Source organism: Mycobacterium paraseoulense (genome assembly GCF_010731655.1).
Lineage (GTDB): Bacteria > Actinomycetota > Actinomycetes > Mycobacteriales > Mycobacteriaceae > Mycobacterium > Mycobacterium paraseoulense.
Genome location: NZ_AP022619.1, coordinates 4290412 through 4308926, shown reverse-complemented (window position 1 = coordinate 4308926; position 18515 = coordinate 4290412). Strand labels below are relative to the sequence as shown.

The 18515-nt window shown below is 67.8% G+C and carries 21 protein-coding genes; 8 read left to right on the top strand and 13 right to left on the bottom strand.

Translation table 11 applies throughout. From position 1 onward, the window contains the following. Positions 1 to 8 precede the first annotated feature (8 nt). Together G6N51_RS20035 and G6N51_RS20030 are read right to left on the bottom strand one after the other, a co-directional pair. On the bottom strand, positions 9 to 1052 hold the full coding sequence (locus G6N51_RS20035) for an NAD-dependent epimerase/dehydratase family protein (protein WP_163750765.1): 1044 nt from the start codon (positions 1050 to 1052) through the stop codon (positions 9 to 11). Beyond that, positions 1049 to 1558: a nuclear transport factor 2 family protein gene (locus tag G6N51_RS20030; protein ID WP_083173588.1), complete on the bottom strand. Its 510-nt coding sequence runs from the start codon at positions 1556 to 1558 to the stop codon at positions 1049 to 1051. Before G6N51_RS20030 ends, G6N51_RS20035 begins: the two co-directional genes overlap by 4 nt. Positions 1559 to 1648: 90 nt before the next feature. Here G6N51_RS20030 and msrA point away from each other — a divergent pair, with 90 nt between their 5' ends. Further along, positions 1649 to 2161 carry a peptide-methionine (S)-S-oxide reductase MsrA gene (gene msrA / locus G6N51_RS20025; protein WP_083173587.1) on the top strand — a complete coding sequence of 171 codons (513 nt, stop codon included), beginning with the start codon at positions 1649 to 1651 and terminating at the stop codon, positions 2159 to 2161. Between the two features lie 15 nt (positions 2162 to 2176). Here the strand turns inward: msrA and G6N51_RS20020 are convergent, their stop codons facing one another. Next, on the bottom strand, positions 2177 to 3502 hold the full coding sequence (locus tag G6N51_RS20020; protein ID WP_083173586.1) for a cytochrome P450: 1326 nt from the start codon (positions 3500 to 3502) through the stop codon (positions 2177 to 2179). 133 nt (positions 3503 to 3635) lie between these two features. Here G6N51_RS20020 and G6N51_RS20015 point away from each other — a divergent pair, with 133 nt between their 5' ends. The 3 genes from G6N51_RS20015 to G6N51_RS20005 all read left to right on the top strand — a co-directional run bounded on the left by G6N51_RS20015 (position 3636) and on the right by G6N51_RS20005 (position 5716). Continuing rightward, on the top strand, positions 3636 to 4247 hold the full coding sequence (locus G6N51_RS20015) for a TetR/AcrR family transcriptional regulator (protein WP_083173585.1): 612 nt from the start codon (positions 3636 to 3638) through the stop codon (positions 4245 to 4247). 209 nt (positions 4248 to 4456) lie between these two features. Beyond that, positions 4457 to 4669: a TOBE domain-containing protein gene (locus G6N51_RS20010; protein ID WP_083173584.1), complete on the top strand. Its 213-nt coding sequence runs from the start codon at positions 4457 to 4459 to the stop codon at positions 4667 to 4669. Between the two features lie 3 nt (positions 4670 to 4672). Beyond that, positions 4673 to 5716 (top strand): zinc-binding dehydrogenase, encoded by a 1044-nt coding sequence (locus G6N51_RS20005; protein WP_083173583.1) that lies wholly within the window; start codon positions 4673 to 4675, stop codon positions 5714 to 5716. A gap of 3 nt (positions 5717 to 5719) precedes the next feature. On the opposite strand, the gene G6N51_RS20000 is transcribed toward G6N51_RS20005, so the two are convergent. Together G6N51_RS20000 and G6N51_RS19995 are read right to left on the bottom strand one after the other, a co-directional pair. Then, positions 5720 to 6610: an alpha/beta fold hydrolase gene (locus G6N51_RS20000; protein ID WP_083173582.1), complete on the bottom strand. Its 891-nt coding sequence runs from the start codon at positions 6608 to 6610 to the stop codon at positions 5720 to 5722. Positions 6611 to 6639: 29 nt separating this feature from the next. Beyond that, on the bottom strand, positions 6640 to 7875 hold the full coding sequence (locus tag G6N51_RS19995) for a sulfotransferase family protein (protein WP_083173581.1): 1236 nt from the start codon (positions 7873 to 7875) through the stop codon (positions 6640 to 6642). 28 nt (positions 7876 to 7903) lie between these two features. On the opposite strand from G6N51_RS19995, the gene G6N51_RS19990 reads away from it, so the two are divergent. After that, positions 7904 to 8479 (top strand): TetR/AcrR family transcriptional regulator, encoded by a 576-nt coding sequence (locus G6N51_RS19990; RefSeq protein WP_083173580.1) that lies wholly within the window; start codon positions 7904 to 7906, stop codon positions 8477 to 8479. Further along, positions 8476 to 9588 (top strand): DUF1214 domain-containing protein, encoded by a 1113-nt coding sequence (locus G6N51_RS19985; protein ID WP_083173579.1) that lies wholly within the window; start codon positions 8476 to 8478, stop codon positions 9586 to 9588. The genes G6N51_RS19990 and G6N51_RS19985 overlap by 4 nt, the downstream gene beginning before the upstream one ends. Here G6N51_RS19985 and G6N51_RS19980 read toward each other — a convergent pair. Genes G6N51_RS19980 through G6N51_RS19965 form a run of 4 tightly spaced genes read right to left on the bottom strand, consistent with a single transcriptional unit; the run spans position 9585 to position 13425 of the window. Further along, entirely contained in the window at positions 9585 to 10625 is a 1041-nt protein-coding gene (locus G6N51_RS19980) for an LLM class flavin-dependent oxidoreductase (RefSeq protein WP_083173578.1), read from the bottom strand. The two genes, G6N51_RS19985 and G6N51_RS19980, sit on opposite strands and share 4 nt — an antisense overlap. Beyond that, the gene (locus tag G6N51_RS19975; RefSeq protein WP_174814331.1) at positions 10625 to 11149 is read right to left on the bottom strand and encodes an SRPBCC family protein; all 525 of its coding nucleotides are present in this window, start codon (positions 11147 to 11149) and stop codon (positions 10625 to 10627) included. The genes G6N51_RS19980 and G6N51_RS19975 overlap by 1 nt, the downstream gene beginning before the upstream one ends. A 46-nt stretch (positions 11150 to 11195) precedes the next feature. After that, a complete protein-coding gene (locus G6N51_RS19970; protein ID WP_083173577.1) occupies positions 11196 to 12302 on the bottom strand; it encodes a fatty acid desaturase family protein in 1107 nt (368 codons plus the stop codon). Positions 12303 to 12330: 28 nt separating this feature from the next. Further along, positions 12331 to 13425, bottom strand: coding sequence for a ferredoxin reductase (locus G6N51_RS19965; RefSeq protein WP_083173576.1), 1095 nt, complete (start codon positions 13423 to 13425; stop codon positions 12331 to 12333). 97 nt (positions 13426 to 13522) lie between these two features. On the opposite strand from G6N51_RS19965, the gene G6N51_RS19960 reads away from it, so the two are divergent. Then, entirely contained in the window at positions 13523 to 14170 is a 648-nt protein-coding gene (locus G6N51_RS19960; RefSeq protein ID WP_174814406.1) for a TetR family transcriptional regulator, read from the top strand. A 43-nt stretch (positions 14171 to 14213) separates the two neighbouring features. On the opposite strand, the gene G6N51_RS19955 is transcribed toward G6N51_RS19960, so the two are convergent. Next, positions 14214 to 14609 carry a hypothetical protein gene (locus tag G6N51_RS19955; protein ID WP_083173574.1) on the bottom strand — a complete coding sequence of 132 codons (396 nt, stop codon included), beginning with the start codon at positions 14607 to 14609 and terminating at the stop codon, positions 14214 to 14216. A 47-nt stretch (positions 14610 to 14656) separates the two neighbouring features. Continuing rightward, positions 14657 to 15262, bottom strand: a complete 606-nt coding sequence (locus G6N51_RS19950; RefSeq protein ID WP_083173573.1) for a GNAT family N-acetyltransferase — start codon at positions 15260 to 15262, stop codon at positions 14657 to 14659. 73 nt (positions 15263 to 15335) lie between these two features. On the opposite strand from G6N51_RS19950, the gene G6N51_RS19945 reads away from it, so the two are divergent. Then, on the top strand, positions 15336 to 16433 hold the full coding sequence (locus G6N51_RS19945) for a F420-dependent hydroxymycolic acid dehydrogenase (RefSeq protein ID WP_083173572.1): 1098 nt from the start codon (positions 15336 to 15338) through the stop codon (positions 16431 to 16433). On the opposite strand, the gene G6N51_RS19940 is transcribed toward G6N51_RS19945, so the two are convergent. Next, positions 16430 to 17347, bottom strand: coding sequence for a cation diffusion facilitator family transporter (locus G6N51_RS19940; RefSeq protein WP_083173571.1), 918 nt, complete (start codon positions 17345 to 17347; stop codon positions 16430 to 16432). The genes G6N51_RS19945 and G6N51_RS19940 overlap by 4 nt on opposite strands. A gap of 199 nt (positions 17348 to 17546) precedes the next feature. Then, positions 17547 to 18443 (bottom strand): manganese catalase family protein, encoded by an 897-nt coding sequence (locus G6N51_RS19935; protein ID WP_083173570.1) that lies wholly within the window; start codon positions 18441 to 18443, stop codon positions 17547 to 17549. Between the last annotated feature and the right edge of the window lie 72 nt (positions 18444 to 18515).

Here is an 18515-nt window from a genome sequence, read left to right as displayed (position 1 = left end):
GTCCGGACCTACTCGGACTGCGCGGCCGGAGCGTTCTTTCGCGGAGTGCGCATGGCGGCCCAGAACCGGGCGGCCTCGCGGATCGATTCCTCGACCGGGCGCGGCTGCCAACCCAATTCGCGCTTGGCCTTGCTGCTGTCGACGTCGGCCTCGGCGCGCATCATGCGGACCGACGCCAGGCTGAGTTCGGAGTCCTTGCCGGTGAGCCGGGCCTTCAAGGTGCCCACCGCGGCCAGGGCATAGAGCATCGGCACCGAGATCGAGCGTTGCGGCGGCGGCACTCCGGCCTCGTCGGCGGCGATGCGTACGACGTCGTTCAGCGCGATCATCCGCTCGGACACAAGGTAACGCTCACCGATGCGCCCGCGCTCGGCGGCGAGGATCATGGCCCGCGCGGCGTCATCGACGCCGACGACTTCGAGCTGAATGCCGTTCATCAGGAAGGGCAGCTTGCCGAAGACCGCGCCGGCGATGAAGGCGCCGTGCGGTGTGCCGCCCCAGTCACCGCTGCCATAGGTCGTCGAGACGCACATCGCGATCGCGGGCAGCCCGGCCTCGGCCACGTACCGCATCACCAGGTCCTCGGCCTGAACCCTGGACTGGACATAGGGGGTTAGCCCCCGCGGGCTGATCACGTCGTCCTCGGTCGCCACGTGCCCATGCCGCCGGCCCACCGTCGCGTAGGTGCTGGTGAAGATGAACCTGCGCAGGTCGGGGCGCTTGACGGCGACATCGAGGACGTTGCGCAGGCCTTCGACGTTGGTGCGGAACAGCGGCGCCGGATCGCGCAACCATGCGCGGGTGTCGACGACGCAGTAATAGACGTCGTCGACACCGTCCATCGCTTCGCGGACGGTGGTGTCGTCGAAGACGTCCCCGTGGAAGCGGGTCAGCTCGAGGTCGTCGATGGAGCGGGTGTTGGCGTTCGGGCGCACCATGGCGCGCACTTCGAAACCGTCGGCGACGAGCTGACGGGTGACATGCGAACCCAGGAAGCCGTTGGCGCCGATGACGAGTTTGGGTTTGGTGCTCAATGAGTCCCCTTCTGTCATGGTTGTCCGCCGCCGTTTTCCTGCATCCACCGCGCGGCATCGTCGTCCAGCGTGCCGAGCGCCTGGGCCTTGCGGCACCACTTCATGCCGGCGCGCAGGAAACGCAGCGGGTTATAGATGTCTTCCTGACGGCGCCACAGGCCGTCCCCCGCGTAGGTGACGATCGAGATGTTGGTGGCGCTGATGACGCTGCCGTCCCCGGGGTCGCGCATGGGATTGTCCAGTTCGCAGATGATCCGTCCGCGTGCCTCGTCGATGACCGACCACAGCGACGGGAAGGCCACCATGTGGCTGCCGGGGTAGGTCGTCATCGTGCGCTTGATCCACTCGCGGACCTCGTCGCGGCCGCGCATCGTGCCGGCCGCATGCTCGATGTACTCGACGTCGGGCGTGTACTGCTCGACCCAGGCGTCCCAGTCGCGGGTTTCGGCGGCCCGGGCCACTGTCTCCTCGAACTTCTGGAAGGCGGCCGATAGTTCGTTGCGAGTGAATTCCTGCGTCGTCATGTGTCGGCATTTCCCGAGATCGTCGCGACGTTGCGGCTCATCGGCGGAGTGTAGCCTGGGCGGCATCGTGGCCCGTGAGGAGGACGAGCAATGGCAACCCAAAAAGCGATCCTGGCAGGCGGCTGTTTCTGGGGGATGCAAGAACTCATCCGCAAGCAGCCGGGCGTGGTTTCGACGCGGGTCGGTTACACGGGCGGCGACGTCCCGAATGCGACCTACCGCAACCACGGCACGCACGCCGAGGCCATCGAGATCGTCTACGACCCGGCCGTCACCGACTATCGCACCATGCTGGAGTTCTTCTTCCAGATCCACGATCCGACAACGAAAGACCGCCAGGGCAACGACCGCGGACCCAGCTACCGGTCGGCCATCTTCTACCTCGACGAGGACCAGAAGCGCATCGCGCTGGACACCATCGCCGACGTCGAGGCCTCCGGGCTGTGGCCCGGCAAGGTCGTCACCGAGGTCAGTCCCGCCGGGGATTTCTGGGAGGCCGAGCCCGAGCACCAGGACTACCTGCAGCACTACCCGAACGGGTACACCTGCCACTACATCCGGCCGGGCTGGAAACTGCCGCGCCGGGCCACCGCGGGCCAGTAGGCGGAGCGCCTCAGCTCATCGCCGGCGCACCACGACCCGTCCGCCGTCCTTCGGCGTGTAGGCGACGCCGCGGCCGTGCCACCGCTCGCCGGGCGCCGTCGTGGTCTCGATGGTGAAGTGCCGCAACACGGTTCGCAGCACGACATCCATCTCCATGTTGGCGAAGGCGGCCCCCACGCAGCGACGGGTGCCGCCACCGAACGGGATCCACGCGTAGGCCGACGGTTTGGTCCCGACATAACGTTGCGGATCAAAACGCCCCGGATTGGGGAAAACGTCGGGGTTCTCGTGGATTCGCGCGATACTCACCAAGAGCGATTGGCCACGCGGAATGACCCATTCCCCGAGCTGATACCGCGGCGGGTAGACGCGCCTGGCGGCGAAGTCGATGACCGTCCGGGCGCGCTGCACTTCCAGGATGGTCGCCTGGCGCAGCTCTTGTCCGCCGTCGTCGGCCTCCTCGACCAGCGTCGCCAGCACGTCCGGATGCCGAGTCAGCCGCTCGAACGCCCAGGCCAGCGTGGAGGCCGTCGTTTCGTGCCCGGCGGCCAGCAGGGTGAGCAGTTCGTCGCCGATGTCCTTGCGCGACATGACCGAACCGTCGTCGTAGGTGCTGCGCAACATCAATGCGAGCACGTCGCTGCGTTGGTCGAAGTTCGGGTCGGCCCGCTCGGCTTCGATCAGCCTGTCGATGATCGTGTCGTATCGGCGGCGCCATTCGTCCAGGCGCCCCCACGGGGTAAAGCGCCCGTAACTGCGTTGGGGTTTGGGCATCGTCGCCATCCGTGAGCCCAGCGTGACCCACGGCGGTATGAGCCGGCGCAGCTCGTCGAGTTCGGCGCCTTCGGCCCCGAATACGGCGCGCAGGATGGCATTCAGCGTGATGCGCATCATCGACGGCAGCGTTGCGAAGGCCTCACCCTCCGGCCAGCTTGCGGTCTCCCGCAGGGTCTCTTCTTCGATGATCGCCTCGTACTTCTTCATGCTCTTGCCGTGGAACGGCGGCGCCAGCAGTCGCCGCCGGCGGCGGTGGTCCTCCCCGTCGAGCGCGAACACGGACCCGGAGCCGAACAGTCGGCTCAGGTTCGGCTGGATGTTGCCGAGCTCGTCCGGGCTGGTGGTGAAGATCTGCTTGGCCAGTTGCGGGTCGGCGACCACCACGACCGGGCCATAGATCGGGAGGTTCAGCGTGAAGACGTCGCCGTGGCGGCGGGCCAGCCGCTGAATCATGCCCCGTCGCGACACCGCAAAACCCAACCCCTGCAACAACTTCGGCAGTCGGGTGGCGGGGGGCAGCCTGACGGCCGCGGTTGCCGGTGCGGCGGTGACTACTTCACTCATGGCGGACTGCTCCCCATATTGGCCCCGGGGCACCGGGGTGGTACTGCCGTGTACCAGAACCTTTCCGAGTTACGGTACTCTGAGGTACCACAGCCTGACAAGGGTGCCGCAGTTATCGAAAGGGGCGCCGGTCGTGCCATCAGCGGCGACAGCAACGGCAGACGAAGGGGTCCTTGACGACCCGTTTCGATTCAGGTTGCTCGAGGGCCTCGCCACGTCGATCGCGGAGCGCGGCTACCGCGCCAGCACCGTCGCCGACGTCGTCCGTAACGCCCGGACATCCAAGCGCACCTTCTACGACCAGTTCGCGAGCAAGGAAGAGTGCTTCCTGGAGCTGCTGGGGGCCGACATCGAAAGGCTGGGCGAGTGCATCGCGGCGGCGGTCGACCCGGAGGCCGACTGGCACCGGCAGATTCGTCAGGCCGTCGAGGCATACGTGGGTTACATCGAGTCCCGGCCGGCCCTCACGCTGAGCTGGATCCGGGAGCTTCCCTCGCTCGGCGCCGCCGCCCGCCCGGTGCAGCGCCGCGGCCTGCAGCTGCTGTCCAGCCTGCTGATCGACCTCAGCGCCAGCCCGGGCTTCCAGCGGGCCGAGCTGCCGCCGCTGACCGCCCCCCTGGCCGTCATCCTGCTGGGCGGCTTGCGCGAACTGACCGCGCTTGCCGTCGAAGACGGACAACCGGTGCGGGGAATCGTGGAGCCGGCCGTCGACGCCTCCATAGCCCTGCTGGGCCCGCGACACTAGGTCCACTCGCCCGCCTCCTCAGCCGGCCGTTCCGGCCCGCGTCGTCACCGGGCTAGGTTCAATCGCCCGCCTCCTCAGCCGGCCGTTCCGGCCCGCATCGTCACCGGGCTAGGTTCAATCGCCCGCCTCCTCAGCCGGCCGTTCCGGCCCGCATCGTCACCGGGCTAGGCTCAATCGCAGATCCCTCAACCCAGACGGAGGACCTCACGATGCGGCTCTCGACCCGAAATCAACTCAAAGGGACCATCACCGAGGTCGACCTCGGCAGCGTGATGGCGGTCGTGAAGGTCAAGCTCGACGGTGGCGACCAGGTCATCACCTCCTCCGTGACCAAGGACGCCGCCACCGATCTCGGACTCCAGGTCGGCCAGCCCGCAACCGTGTTCATCAAATCCACGGAAGTCACCATCGGCGTCGACTAGCCCATGGCGACGACGATGCGCGCCGAGCGCTTCTACGCAGACACCAAAAGGATTGCGCTCGAGGATGTTCCAATACCCGAGCCCGGCCCGGGTGAGGTCCTGGTCAAGGTCGCCTTCTGCGGTATCTGCCACTCCGACCTGAGCCTCATCAACGGGACCTTTCCGGCGCAGCAGCCCGTGGTGACCCAGGGCCACGAAGCGTCGGGCACCATCGCCAAACTGGGGCCGGAGGTGACCGGCTGGGCCGAGGGCGACCGCGTCGTGGTTGCGGCCGGCCGGCCCTGCCAACGTTGCCCGAACTGCCGGCGCGGCGACGTGGTGAACTGCCTGCGCATCCAGTTGATGGCCTTCGCCTACGACGGGGCGTGGGCCGAATACACGCTGGCGCAGGCGGCCGGGCTGACCCGGGTGCCCGACAACGTGCCGCTGGAACAGGCCGCGATTCTGGCCGACGCGGTGTCCACCCCGTTCGGCGCCGTCGTCCGGACGGGAAAGGTCGCGGTCGGCGAGTCGGTCGGTGTGTGGGGCGTCGGCGGGCTGGGCACCCACATCGTCCAGCTCGCGCGGTTGGTCGGCGCCGTACCGATCGTCGCCGTCGACGTCAACCCGGTTGTCTTGGAGCGTGCCCGGGCCGTCGGAGCCGACTACGCGTTCGACTCCCGCGACGACGGCCTCAGGGACAAGATCGCCGAGGCCACCGGCGGCCGCCTGCTGGACGTGGCCTTCGACGCCGTCGGCCTGAAGGCGACGTTCGAGCAGGGGCTCGATTGCCTCACCCCGGGAGGCCGGCTGGTGGGCGTCGGGATGAGCGCCGAGGCACCGACCGTGGGACCGACCTCCCTGTTCGGTTTGACCCGCAAGCAAGTGCTCGGCCACCTGGGCTATCAGAACGTCGACATCGAGACCCTGGCGAAGTTGGTTTCGTCTGGGCGCCTGGACATTTCGCGGTCGATCAGCGAGATTGTCGCCCTGGAAGACCTGTCGCACGGCATCGAGATGCTCGAACGCCAGCAGGGCAATCCCATCCGCATCCTCGTCAAGCCCTGAGGTTTACGCTTCGCCGCGCAGGAAGGCTCGGACGCGGTCCAGCACCAGGTCCGGGCGCTGGTCGACGATCCAATGGCCGACGCCGTCGACCAGCTCCACTTTGAAATCGCCGATATGCTCGGCATATCCGTCGGTCAGGTCGGGCGTGATCACCGGGTCCTCGGTTCCGGTCAGCCAGCGGACCGGGACCTCGACGCGGGCCTCGTCGTACTCGCCGCGCATCCAGCGCATCATCTCTCCCGACTGGAAGCTGCGATACCACCGCGAACCCGCCTCCGCGTGGCCGGGCTGACGCATGCACTCGGTGTAGAGGCGGAGGTCATCCTCGGGCAGCGCGTAGCCGCCACCGACCCATGAGCCCAGCAGACGGCTCGCCCGCGAGTCGAGGTCACCGATCACCCGTGGGCCGATGACCGGCAACGAGATCGGGATTTGGTACCACAACCGCCAGATGTTGCGTACCGCCCGCAGGTCGCGCTTCACCCAGGGCGCCACGGTGTTCACTCCGAAGAACCCGGTCACCTTTTCCGGGTGGCGCAGCATCATGATGAACGCGGCCGGTCCGCCCCAGTCGTGCGCGACGAGCTTGACCGTCTGGACATTCAATCGATCCAGGGCGGCCGCCAAGTCGTCGCCCAGCTCGGTCTTCGTGTAACTCGAACGGGGCGCCGAACTCCACCCCGCACCGCGCAGGTCCGGGCACAGCACGCGGTAGCCGTCGGCGGCCAGCGGCCCGATCAGGTTGTGCCATTCCCACCAGTTCTGGGGGAAGCCGTGCACCAGCATCACCGCCGGCCCATCGGCCGGACCCGCGTCCGCCACATGGATCGTCACACCGCCGCCCAGATCCACATACCTGTGTTCGACACCGTCCAGCGCGGGCATAGCGACCATAGCTTGAGAACGTAGCGGCCCGCCGCGGGTTAGGCCAGGAACCGCTCGACATACGGTGCGAAGCGACCGCGCAGGTCGACCTCGTCCAGCCCGAACATCGCGCAGGACGTCGAGACGTTGCCCAGCCGCCCCCGCTGATGCCCGGACAGGTAATCGTCGATCGCCGTTCGGACGTCGCCGGTGAACGGCTCGCCGGCCAGGGCATACACCCGCTCGGCCACACCGACTTCGTTGGCCATGAAGTCGTCGAATCGGATGTCGATCGAGCGTTCCGCGCCGATGGTGTCCCGGTCGCGCACGAGGGCGGAAAGCATGTCGTCCAGGCGGTCGATCCACGACGCCGCGATCTCCTGCACGGGCACTGGCGACCGGTGCATTCGCGCCGAGTAGGTGATCATCGCGATCATCGAGAGAGCCACCGGCACCGGGTCGCGGTGCGTGAAAACGACTATGCTGCCGGGAAATACGCGTGTCAGCACCGGCACCTGCTCGAGATGCTGCGGCGACTTGAGCAGCCAGCGCCGCCCTCCACGCAAGAACTGCATGGCCTTGAGTTGCCGGGCGAGGTACTCGTAGTGCGGCGTCTGGTCGTGCGCCTGGTAGTAGTCACGCCAGCGCGGCACGTCGGCCAGCGTCTCGAACAGCATGGTCGAGAAGTCGTTGGCGAGCAGTTGGATCTCTTCGTGGACGTGGTCGGTGGTCATCTCGTGCATGAGCGGAAAATGTGGCATCACGGTGTTGATCACCCCGACCGCGACGTCCATTCGCGCGCGCCGTGGGTCCGGCTCGATGCCGGCCTCGGCCGGCAGGGGAAACGGTTCGACGCTCTCCCAGTAGGGCATGGTGCGGAAGGTGGCTGGAGCCGCCAGCATGTTGTGCAGATGAGTGGTGCCGGTGCGGGGCAGGCCGGCGATCACCACCGGCGGTTGCAACTCGAGGTCGTCGATCTCGGGATGCCGCCGCAGCAGGTCGGTCAGCAGGAGCCGGTTCTTGAGCAGCTGCAGCAACTGGCCGTAGAAGTTCACGACCCCGGCCCCGTGCAGGCCGTCGATGTCGCGCAGCGCGGCGAGGTAGACGTCGAGCCGCTCCCGATAGTCCGACGGGCCGAAGTCGTCGAGCCCGGTGTCCGCGCTGGCGCGCAAGTGCAGCGCGTCGGAGTCCAGCGGGCAGTCCGGTGCCAGCGTGGCCATCATGTCCAGGATCTGCTGGGCCTCGGCGCTGAATCGGGGCCGGGCGAGGTCATCGAGGCGAACGGCGTCGGTCACAGCGACTTATGTTACCCTCGGTTTCGTAATGGTAGTGGATTTCGGCCGACCTCGTGACCCGCGCATCGACGCCGCCGTGCTGAGCGCGACCGTCGAACTGCTCGCCGAGACCGGCTACGCCGGGCTGCTGGTGTCCGCGATCGCCGACCGCGCCGGCACCAGCAAGCCCGCCATCTACCGGCGCTGGCCGAGCAAGGCGCACCTGGTCCACGAGGCGGTGTTTCCCATCGGCGCCGCGACCGAGCTGCCCGACACCGGGTCGTTGCCCCGGGACCTGCGCGAAATGGTCCGTCGCTCAATGGCTTTCCTGACGACGCCGGCCGCCCGGGCGGCCTTGCCGGGGCTGGTGGGCGAGATGGCCGCGGACCCGACCCTGCATTCGGCGCTGTTGGAGCGGTTCGCCGGCGTCATCGGTGGCGGTCTCGCCCAGTTGCTTGCGCGGGCCGCGGACCGCGGCGAGGTCCGGCCCGACGTGACCGCCGCCGAATTAACCGAGGCCATCGCCGGCATCACGCTGATGGGCTTGCTCACCCGCGCCTCCGAGCTCGACGACGCGTGGGTCGACCGCACCACCGCATTGCTCCTGAAGGGAATCAGCGCATGACGCACGAATCGACCGCCGCCTGGCAGGAGTTGCTCGGCACCCTCGGCACCCTGGACCGATCCTTCCTCGAGGGCGACCGTTCGGTCGCCGACGACCGGCACGTCGCCGACGGCTACCGCATGCTCGCCAGCACGCTCGGGGTGGCGTTCGACGCCTACCTCTTCGCCGAGCCCGGCCGGCCCCAGTTCGTCGCCGTGAACACGCCGTTCCGCCGGGACCGCCGCTGGGGTGGCGACAACACCGACGCCTATTACTTCATGTGCCCGGTCGACCCGAAGCGCCGCTACCGCATCAGCGGCAACAGGGGCGACAGCGTGTACTTCTCGGTGACCGCCTACAACGAGCCGTCGCCGGGGGCATGGTCCGACCGGGTGGTCGCGATAGTCCGTGACAGCGACCTCGATATCGATGCCGACGGCAACTTCGCCTTCGAATTCGGCCCCACGCCCGATGCCGCCGTGCTCATGACCCGCGACTATCAGGCCGACCCGCTGAGGGGCCACCCCGTCACCTGGCGGATCGAGGCGCTCGACGAGCCGGAGCCGATCCGGCACGGCGACGCCGAGACCGCCGCGCGCCTGCGCGCCGCCGCGACCTGGTTGCGCACCATGTTCGCGATCGTGCCGCTGGCGGTCGGCACCCGGGTCGGCGACGATCATGCGCTCGGACACGAAACCGCGCACGCCGCAAATGAATTCGCCGACCCCTATCAGGTCCCCGACGCCAACTTCGGCTGGTCGGCGCGCGACGCCTGCTACTCCTACGGCAGCTTCGTGCTCGAGGACGACGAAGCACTGGTGATCACCCACCGCCCTCCCGCATGCCGGTTCTGGAACCTGGTGGTGTGGAACCGATTCATGGCCACCTTCGGCGCCGCCGAGGGCCCCGACGTCCGCTGCTCGATCAACGGCCACAGCGCCGCGCTCAACAGCGACGGTTCGGTGACGATCGTGTTGTCTCGCTCAACGACCGGCCACCCGAATTCGCTGACCACACTTGGGTATCCGTGCGGGAACCTCGCCTTCCGGTGGTTCCTGGCCGACGGGGTGCCGGAGCGCCCCGCGGTGAAGCTGGTGAAGGTCGTGCACGCGCCGACGGATCTGTCCTAGACCTCGGCGACCACCTCGATGGCCCGGCCGAGCGTGTCCAGCTTCGCCTCCAGCGAATCGCCGCCCGGATACAGGCGCACGGTGTTCACGCCGGCGTCTCGCCACACCGCAAGCCGGGCGCGCACCATCTCCTCGGTACCGATCAGCGTGGTGGCCAAGACCATCTCGTCGGTGATCAGCGCGGCCGCGCCGTCGCGGTCCCCTCGCTGCCAGCGCTCGCGCACCTCGGTGGCGGTGTCGGCCCAGCCTTGCCGGCTGTAGGCCTGGTTGTAGAAGTTGGTGCTCGACGACCCCATCCCGCCGAGGCTGAAGGCCAGCTCCTTCTTGCGGCCGGCGACCATGCCGCGCAGTTCGTCCTCGTCGGTGGCGAAGGCGACCTCGGCGCCCTGGCAGATGTCGACGTCGGCGCGCGTGCGGCCGGCGGCGGTCAGGCCCTCGTCGAGGTGCGAGAAGTACGCGTCGCCGGCACCCTCGGGGACGAAGCTGGTACCCAGCCAGCCGTCGGCGGTCCGCCCGGTCAGCCGCAGCATCGCCGGTGACAGCGCGGCCAGGTAGATGGGGATGGGATGCTCGGGCCGGGCCGACAACCGCATCGGCACGCCTTCGCCGCCGGGAAGCGGAATGTGAAAATGCTTGCCGGAGTGGGAGATTTTCCCCCCGGCCAACACCTGCCGCACGATGTCGACGGTCTCGGCGATGCGAGTCAGCGGCCGGCTGAACGAGACGCCGTGCAAACCCTCGATCACCTGCGGGCCGGACGCGCCCAGCCCGAGCAGGAAACGCCCGCCCGAGAGGTTGGACAGGGTGATGGCGGTCTGGGCGACCATGACCGGCGAGCGCACTCCGACCTGCAGGATGCCAGAACCCAGCAGGATCCGCTCGGTGCGCGCCGCGAGATAGCCCAGGGCCGACGGCGCGTCGGAACCCCAGGCCTCCGCCACCCAACACACGTCGAGGCCCAGGTTCTCCGCCTCGACGACGAAGTCCGCGGTTTCACGACCGGCGCCCGAGAACTCGACCGTCGTCGCGGTTCGCATCAACGCACCCCGTGCTCGGCCAGCCTCTTGATCGCCGCGAGGGTCTTGCCGATCGCGGCCTCGAACTCGCGCATCCGCACGAAAACGATCTTCTGCTCCTTGTCGGGCATCGATTCGATGGCCACCGACAAGCCCGAACGTCCCGGCCCCATCTGCATCCAGTAGCTCAGCGCCGTGCCGCCGTCGCGGGGCGTCAGGCGGAACCGCCACGTCGCCGCCGGGTTATCCGGTTGGCCGACGGCCCAGGCGAATTCGCGCGGCGCGTCGCACGCGACGATCTGGGAGGTGGTGCTCCATCGCCCGAACGCCTCGTGTTCGTTGTGTCCGATGAAGCGGGCCCCCACGCGCGGGGCGTCGGCACCCTCGGACCACTCCACGGCTTGCAGCTCGTTGCTCAGCGTCGGCATGAGCTTGATGTCGGAAACCAGGCTCCAAACCCGGGACGGATCCGCATCGATCCACGTCGATGCCTCCACCGTCGGTTTGTCCGCGTAGCGCGCGCCGGTCCATTCCACGCCGCCCATTGTCCCCCGCGCGCAATACCCCGGGCGCGGGGGACGTGGGTTGCGGTCAGGCGGCCGCGGGCACCGGATCGGCCGACCGGTCGGAGGTGGCCTTGCGTAGCACCGAGTCCGGGAAGGTCAGCCGGACGATCTTGCGGACGACGGTGCCGAACTGGCGCAGCAGCGGGCCACGGTTGTAGGGGATGCCGTAGCGCTCGCAGATCGCTTGCACCTCGGGCGCGATCTCGGCGTAGCGGCGGGCGGGCATGTCCGGGAACAGGTGGTGCTCGATCTGGTGGGACAGGTTGCCCGACAGCAGATGAAACAGCTTGCCGCCGGTGAGGTTTGCCGAACCGAGGACTTGGCGGAAGTACCACATGCCGCGCGACTCGTCCTTGGTCTCCTCGACGGTGAATTCCTGGGTGCCGTCGGGGAAGTGGCCGCAGAAGATGATCATGTACGACCACACGTTGCGCATCAGGTTGGCCGAAAGGTTGCCCGCGAAGACGAACGGGGCGAAGGGACCGGCCAGCAAGGGGAAGGCCACGTAGTCCTTGAGCGTTTGCCGACGCGTCTTGCGCCAGATCGCGCGCAGCACGTCGCGTTTGTCGGCGAGCTCGATTTCGCCGGAGCGGATGCGTTCCGTCTCCAGTTCGTGCAGCGCGACGCCGTACTGGAACAGCACCATCAGCAAGAAGGCGTAGAGCGGGTTGCCGAGGTAGTACGGCTGCCAGCGCTGGTCTTCGCTCATCCGCAGAATGCCGTAACCGATGTCGCGGTCCATCCCCACGATGTTGGTGTGGGTGTGGTGCATGTAGTTGTGCGAATGCCGCCACTGGTCGGCCGGGCACGCGGTGTCCCACTCGAAAGAGCGGCCGGAGATGTTCGGGTCACGCATCCAGTCGTATTGACCATGCATGATGTTGTGGCCGATCTCCATGTTGTCCAAGATTTTCGACAGGCCCAGCATCGTGGTGCCCAGCAGCCAGGCGGGCGGCAGGAAGAGCAGCGCCCGGCCGCCGACCTCCAGCGCGCGCTGGGCTTTGATGACGCGGCGGATGTAGTCGGCGTCCTCTGCGCCCAGGCTGGCCATCACGCGTTCCCTGATGGCGTCCAGCTCACGGCCGAATTCGTCGGCCTGTTCCGGGGTCAGTGTGATCTTGTTCTGTGTCATGGCTTTTCCTTCAGAGGTTTGGGTGGGGCTAGAGCGATAGGTCGACGTCGCCGACCGGGACGGACACGCAGATCTGCACGTCCTCGTCGGGACCGGTCGAGACCGCGCCGGTGATCAGGTTGCGCACCGTTCCGGCGGTCTTCCGCCGAGTACAGGTGTGGCAGATGCCCATCCGGCAGCCGCTTTCGGGGGACAGGCCGGCAGATTCCGCCTGTTCGAGCAGCGAGCGCCCGTCGTCGACGACGTCGACTCCGCTGTCGGCGAAACTGACGCGGCCGCCCGACGGGTTGGCCGGCGCCTCCACCGACGGCGGCACGAAGCTCTCGGTGTGGACGTTGTCGCAGTGGTTTCGCACGGCATCGACCAACGGCGTTGGGCCGCAGACGAACACCGCGTCGGGCGACGGCATGGCGGCGGCCAGATGCGCCGCGTCGAACCGGCCGGCGAGATCACCGCCGTCGGATCGGGTATAGCCGTGCAACACGCGGACACCAGGCAGGGCGGCGAGGTCGTCGCGGTAGCACGCCTCCGCCCCCGTGCGGGCGTAATGGATGAACGCGATCTCGCCCTCGTGGCGCTCGGCGACCAGGGTGCGCAGCATTGCCATCACCGGCGTGATGCCGCTTCCCCCGGAAACGAAGAGGATCCTGCGCGGCCTTTCGGCTGGCAAGGTGAAGTCGCCGCCGACGCCGGCCAAACCGACCACCATGCCGCGGCGGGCGTGCTCGTAGAGGTAGGTCGAGACCAGGCCGCCGTCGTGCCGACCGATCGTCAGTTCCAGGTGGGCCGCACCCTCGGCGTTGGCCGGTGAATAGCAGCGGGTGTGCCGGCGGCCGTCGATCTCGACGGTGAGATTGACGTACTGGCCGGCCTTGACGGTCCATGCGGACGTGAAGCGCTCGTTCGGCGCGAGCGTGAGGGTGACGCTGCGGGCAGTGGTGCGGCGCACGTCGATCACCTTGGCGCGGGCCTCTCCCAGCGTCCAGGTCGGCGCTACCAGCTCGGTGTAGCGATCGACGCCGTGTGGCCCCGTGAGTAGGTCGAGAAGCTCGGAACCCAAGACTCGCTTCCGAAAAGTGCGAGCGAGGGCCCGGCCAGAAGTCTGAGCAGTTTGAGTGAACATATGTACACCGTGGGCCTACAACACCCGGTCAGTCAAGGGTTTAGTGCAGGTCTGTGGTAGGGTTCACATAGTGAACAGCCGTACTCCTAGCTCACGGATGCGCGGTTCTGGTCGCGAGCGCTCGCGGGAAAGCCGGTCACGCGAGGAGCGCAAGGAGGCGACCCGTCGCGCCATCATCGCCGCCGCACTCAAGCTGCTGCAGGACCGCAGCTTTTCCAGCCTGAGCCTGCGCGAGGTGACCCGTGAGGTCGGCATCGTCCCGGCGGCGTTCTATCGCCACTTCGACTCGATGGAGGCCCTCGGGCTGGTCCTGATCGACGAGTCGTTCCGCAGCTTGCGCGACACCCTGCGTGACGCGCGCGCCGGCAAGCTCGACCCGAATCGGGTCATCGAGTCGTCCGTCGAAATTCTGGTCGCCAGTGTCGCGCAGCGGCGGGAACATTGGCGGTTCATCGCACGTGAACGCAACAGCGGGCTGAGCGTGCTGCGCTATGCCATCCGCACCGAGATCCGGTTGATCACGTCGGAGCTGGCCACGGACCTGGCGCGTTTCCCACGGCTGCGCGAGTGGAGCACCGAGGACCTCAACGTGCTGGCGACCCTGTTCGTCAACTCGATGATCGTCATCGCGGAGGCCATCGAGGACGCGCAGAGCACCGAGGTGCTCGAAGACATCCGGCGCATCGCCGTCAAGCAACTGCGGATGATCGCGATCGGCATCGCCGGCTGGAAGAGCAGTCCCTAGCGAATCGTCCCGACTCGGAGTGAACAGTCGCACACTGCTGACCTCACTCCACGGTCTGCGTGAAGTCCGGCGCTGCGTTCTCGTCGACGACCTCGTAGAGCGACTGGCCGTCTTCGGGCGCGCCGTCGATCTGGCCCCGATGCGCGCGCCCGGGAGGGCCGTCGGGCGGTGCGCTCCCCACGTCGTCGACGGCGACGTCGGGCTCCTCTTCGGCCAGCCGCGCATCCAACGATTCGCCCTCGCGCTCTTCCCGCGCGGTCATGCCGAACCGGTTCGCTTCGCTCCAGCCCTCGGGCGGGTCGACGACGATGTCGCCGTCGTCGTTGTAAAGCTCGTCGGAGTCGGTGCCTTCGCTCGGGTTCAGGGTGTCACCGGGCCCGCCTTCCTCGGGAAAATCCGAGGGGTCCGCCAACTCGTCGGCTTGAGGGTTTTCGCTCATGCGGGATCGGTTGCCCGCCGGGTAGGGGGGCTAAACGCGCGCGCCCGCTATCGCGGCGACCGCCACATCGCCCACATGGTCGGACCACCGTCGGGCACGACGATCTCGCGGGTCACCGTGAAACCGAAACGTTCGTAGTACGGCACGTTTTCGGGCTTGCTCGACTCGAGATAGGCCGGACAGTACTCGGCGTCGCAGCGGTCCAGCCGCGAGCGCATCAGCGCCTGGCCGAAGCCCTGTCCGCGGACCGACGGGTCGCTCCCGATCACGGCGAGATACCAGTGCGGTTCCTCGGGATGCATCCGCTTCATCAACTCCTGCAGGCCGCGCGCCCTCGCCGAGCGCAGGCCGAAAACCCGCAGAAAAGTGGGGATCATCGCCAGTTCGCCCAGGCGCGTCTCGCGCCACTGATTCGGCGGATCCCACAGCGCAGCACCGCCGATGCCCGGGCCGGCACAGGCCACCTCCACGCCGCCGCAGCCCAGGTGGTGGTGGCGCGTCATCGTCGCGAACAACCGGTGCAGGTGCGCGGCGCGCGCCCTAGGGTCGGGCAACAGCCAGGTGGTCACCGGGTCGTCGTGGAAGGCCCGGCCCAGCGTGCGTGACAGTTCACGGAGGTCGGCCTTGCGCGCCGGGCGTGTCTGGGGACTCACCCGAGTCAGGCTAGCGGGTGGCCGGTCGTCGCATCGGGGGTGTGACCGCCGCACCGGCGGGTACGTTAGTCCGGTGACCGGCGTCTCGCGTCGCACGTTAGGGCGGATGGCCGCCGGTGCGGGCGTACTCGGCGCCACCGGACTTCCGGCCGGCTGTGGCCGGCCGGGCGCCGACCACGCCACGCCTGCGGCCCCGCCGCCGCCCGCGCCCAAGGCGGTCGGTGTGGTGCTCTCGCACGAGCAGTTCCGCACCGACCAGCTGGTGGCGCAAGCCCAGGCGGCCGAACAGGCCGGCTTCGGGCATGCCTGGGCCAGCGACCACATCCAGCCGTGGCAGGACAACGAGGGCCATTCGATGTTCCCCTGGCTGACGCTGGCATTGGTGGGCAACGCCACCAGCCGTATCTCCTTCGGCACGGGCGTGACCTGCCCCACCTACCGGTACCACCCGACAGTGGTGGCACAGGCCTTCGCGTCGCTGGCGATCCTGTACCCCGGGCGTGTCTTCCTGGGGGTCGGGACCGGGGAACGGCTCAACGAGCAGGCGGCGACCAACGCGTTCGGCAAGTACACCGAGCGTCACGATCGGCTGGTCGAGGCGATCACCCTGATCCGCCAGTTGTGGAGCGGATCGCGAACCTCGTTCGCCGGGCGCTACTTCCAGACCAACGCGTTGAAGCTCTACGACACACCGTCCACACCGCCGCCGATCTTCGTGGCGGCCAGTGGGCCCAAGAGCGCGACAATGGCCGGCCAATACGGTGACGGATGGATCGGTCAGGCCCGCGACATCACGAATTCCGCCCTGCTGGCCGCGTTCGGCGCCGGCGCGCGGGCAGCCGGCCGCGACCCCGCCGGCCTGGGCAAGCGCGCGGAGCTGTTCGCGGTCGTCGGCGACCACGCCGAGGCGACCGCCGCGGCCGGCCTGTGGCGCTTCACGGCCGGCGCCGTCGACCAGCCCAACCCGGTCGACATCCAGCGCGCCGCGGAGGTCAATCCCCTCGACAAGGTGCTGTCCAACTGGACCGTCGGCACCGACCCGGCTCCGCACATCAGGGCCGTACAAGCGGTCGTGGACGCCGGCGCCGTGCCGTTTTTGCACTTCCCCCAGAGCAATCCGCTGGTGGCCATCGAGTTCTACCGCACCAACGTCTTGCCCAAGTTGCATTAGCTCGACGCGGGATCGAGCTCGGGCTGAATGTAGACGACCCGTACCGCGGGCACCGTCTGCCGGATACGCGCCTCCGCATCCTTGATCACACCGGCGGCGGTCGCGAATTCCTGCTCGGGTCCGAACACGATCTTGGCGGCCACCATCATCTGGTCCGGCGCCAGGTATTGGGTGCGCAGGTCAACCACGGAGTCGACGTGCTCGGTCCGCTGCAGGGCGGACCGAATCATCTTGTACTGCTTCGCCGTTGCTCCCTCACCGATCAACAGGCTGTGCGTCTCCACGATCAAAACGACGGCGATCACGGCCAGCAGCACACTGATGCCAAGTGTGCTGACCGCGTCCCACAACGGGTTTCCCGTCACGACCGTCAGGGTCACCCCGGCAAAAGCCATCCCCAGACCGAGCAAGGCGGCGCTATCCTCCAGCAGCACCACGGGCGGCTCCGGGATGCGCGAGTTGCGGATGAATTGCCACCAGCCGTCCGAACCCTTGAGCCGGTTCGACTCCTTGAGCACCGTGCGCAGGCTGAAGCTTTCCAGGAGCGCGGCGGCCACGAGGATCGCGACGGCGACACCCGGTGTGCTGATCGGCTCGGGATGGGAGAGCTTGCGATACCCCTCGTACCCGGCAGCGACCGCGCCGAGGACGAACACCAGCAGGGCCACGACGAACGAGTAGAAATACCTGCTCCGCCCATAACCGAACTGGTGCAACGCATCCGGGCGCCTGAGCGCCACGCGCTTGCCGACCATCAACAGCACTTCGTTGATGGTGTCGGCGAGTGAATGCACCGACTCCGCGAGCATGGCCGAGCTCCCGGTCACCAAGAAGCCGACGAATTTCGCCACCGCGATTCCGGCGTTTGCGGCCAACGCCACCACGACGGACTTCGTTGTGCCGTCGGCCGCCATCGCGTAGAGCTACCCCCGATCGGCCCAGGCGAAACGGGCGATGTCGCGCCGGTACCGCGCCGGCAGCGTCCCGTTTCAAGGCCGCGGGCCCGGGTATCCCCAGGCCCGGCAGCAGGACAACCCGCCCGACCCGCACGTCAGGTAGGGAATGCGAAGGCCGGGCGCTGGATACCTCAGCGCCCGGCCTCCTTGTCTTGAATCAGCTTGCGGGAAAACGCTGTTCGTGGGTGAACGGCTTCTCGGCCTTGATGGCGGGTGAGCCCTGCGGGTTGTCCTGTGCGCCCTTGTTCTGGCGGGTGGAGCCGCCCAGCCACTGCTGTTCGGGCTTCTCGACATACTCCCATTCCATCCCCTCCGGCCACGGCCCCTGGCCCTGGTTCCACGGGCCGCGGATCGATTCGCCGCCGCCGTTGGACATGTTGAACGCGACGTTCTGGAAGCGCGGGTCGGCGGCCAACTGCCCGGGCGGGAAGTTCACCGGAAGCTCGTTGAGAGCCGCGGTGAACTGCTGGTAATGGGCCACCTCGCGGGTCATCAGGAAGTTCAAGGTGTCTTGCACACCCGGGTCGTCGGTGAACTGCTTGAGGTATTCGTAGACGATTTTCGCCCGCGACTCGGCGGCCAGGTTGCTGCGCAGATCCACTGTGGGGTCGCCGTTGGCGCTGACGTAGGAGCCCATCCAGGGCACCCCTTGCGAGTTGCTCACATCCGGGCTGCCGCCGTTCAGCGCCAGATACAACGGGTTGACCGCGACCTGGTGCATGATCTGGTCACGACCGTCGCCACTGGCCACCGCGGGCATCCAGTCGCACCTCTCGTTGGCGATCTTCAGGTTGTCGTTGAGGCCGTCCAGCAGCATCGTGATCATCGAGCCGACCATCTCGAGGTGGCTGAGTTCCTCGGTGGCGATGTCCATGAACAGGTCGTACATCTTGGGGTTCTTCTCGCGCAGGACGAAAGCCTGGGTGAAGTACTGCATCGCGGCCTTGAGTTCACCGTTGGCGCCACCGAACTGCTCTTGCAGCAGCGTCGCGAACCGTGGATCGGGCTCGCTGACCCGGACCTCGAACTGAAGATCTTTGTTATGGATGAACATTGGGCCTCCCCGGCGGGTCGAGATAGATCTGATCGACGGCGGGTACCCGTGGCCAATGCGAACAAACGTTGC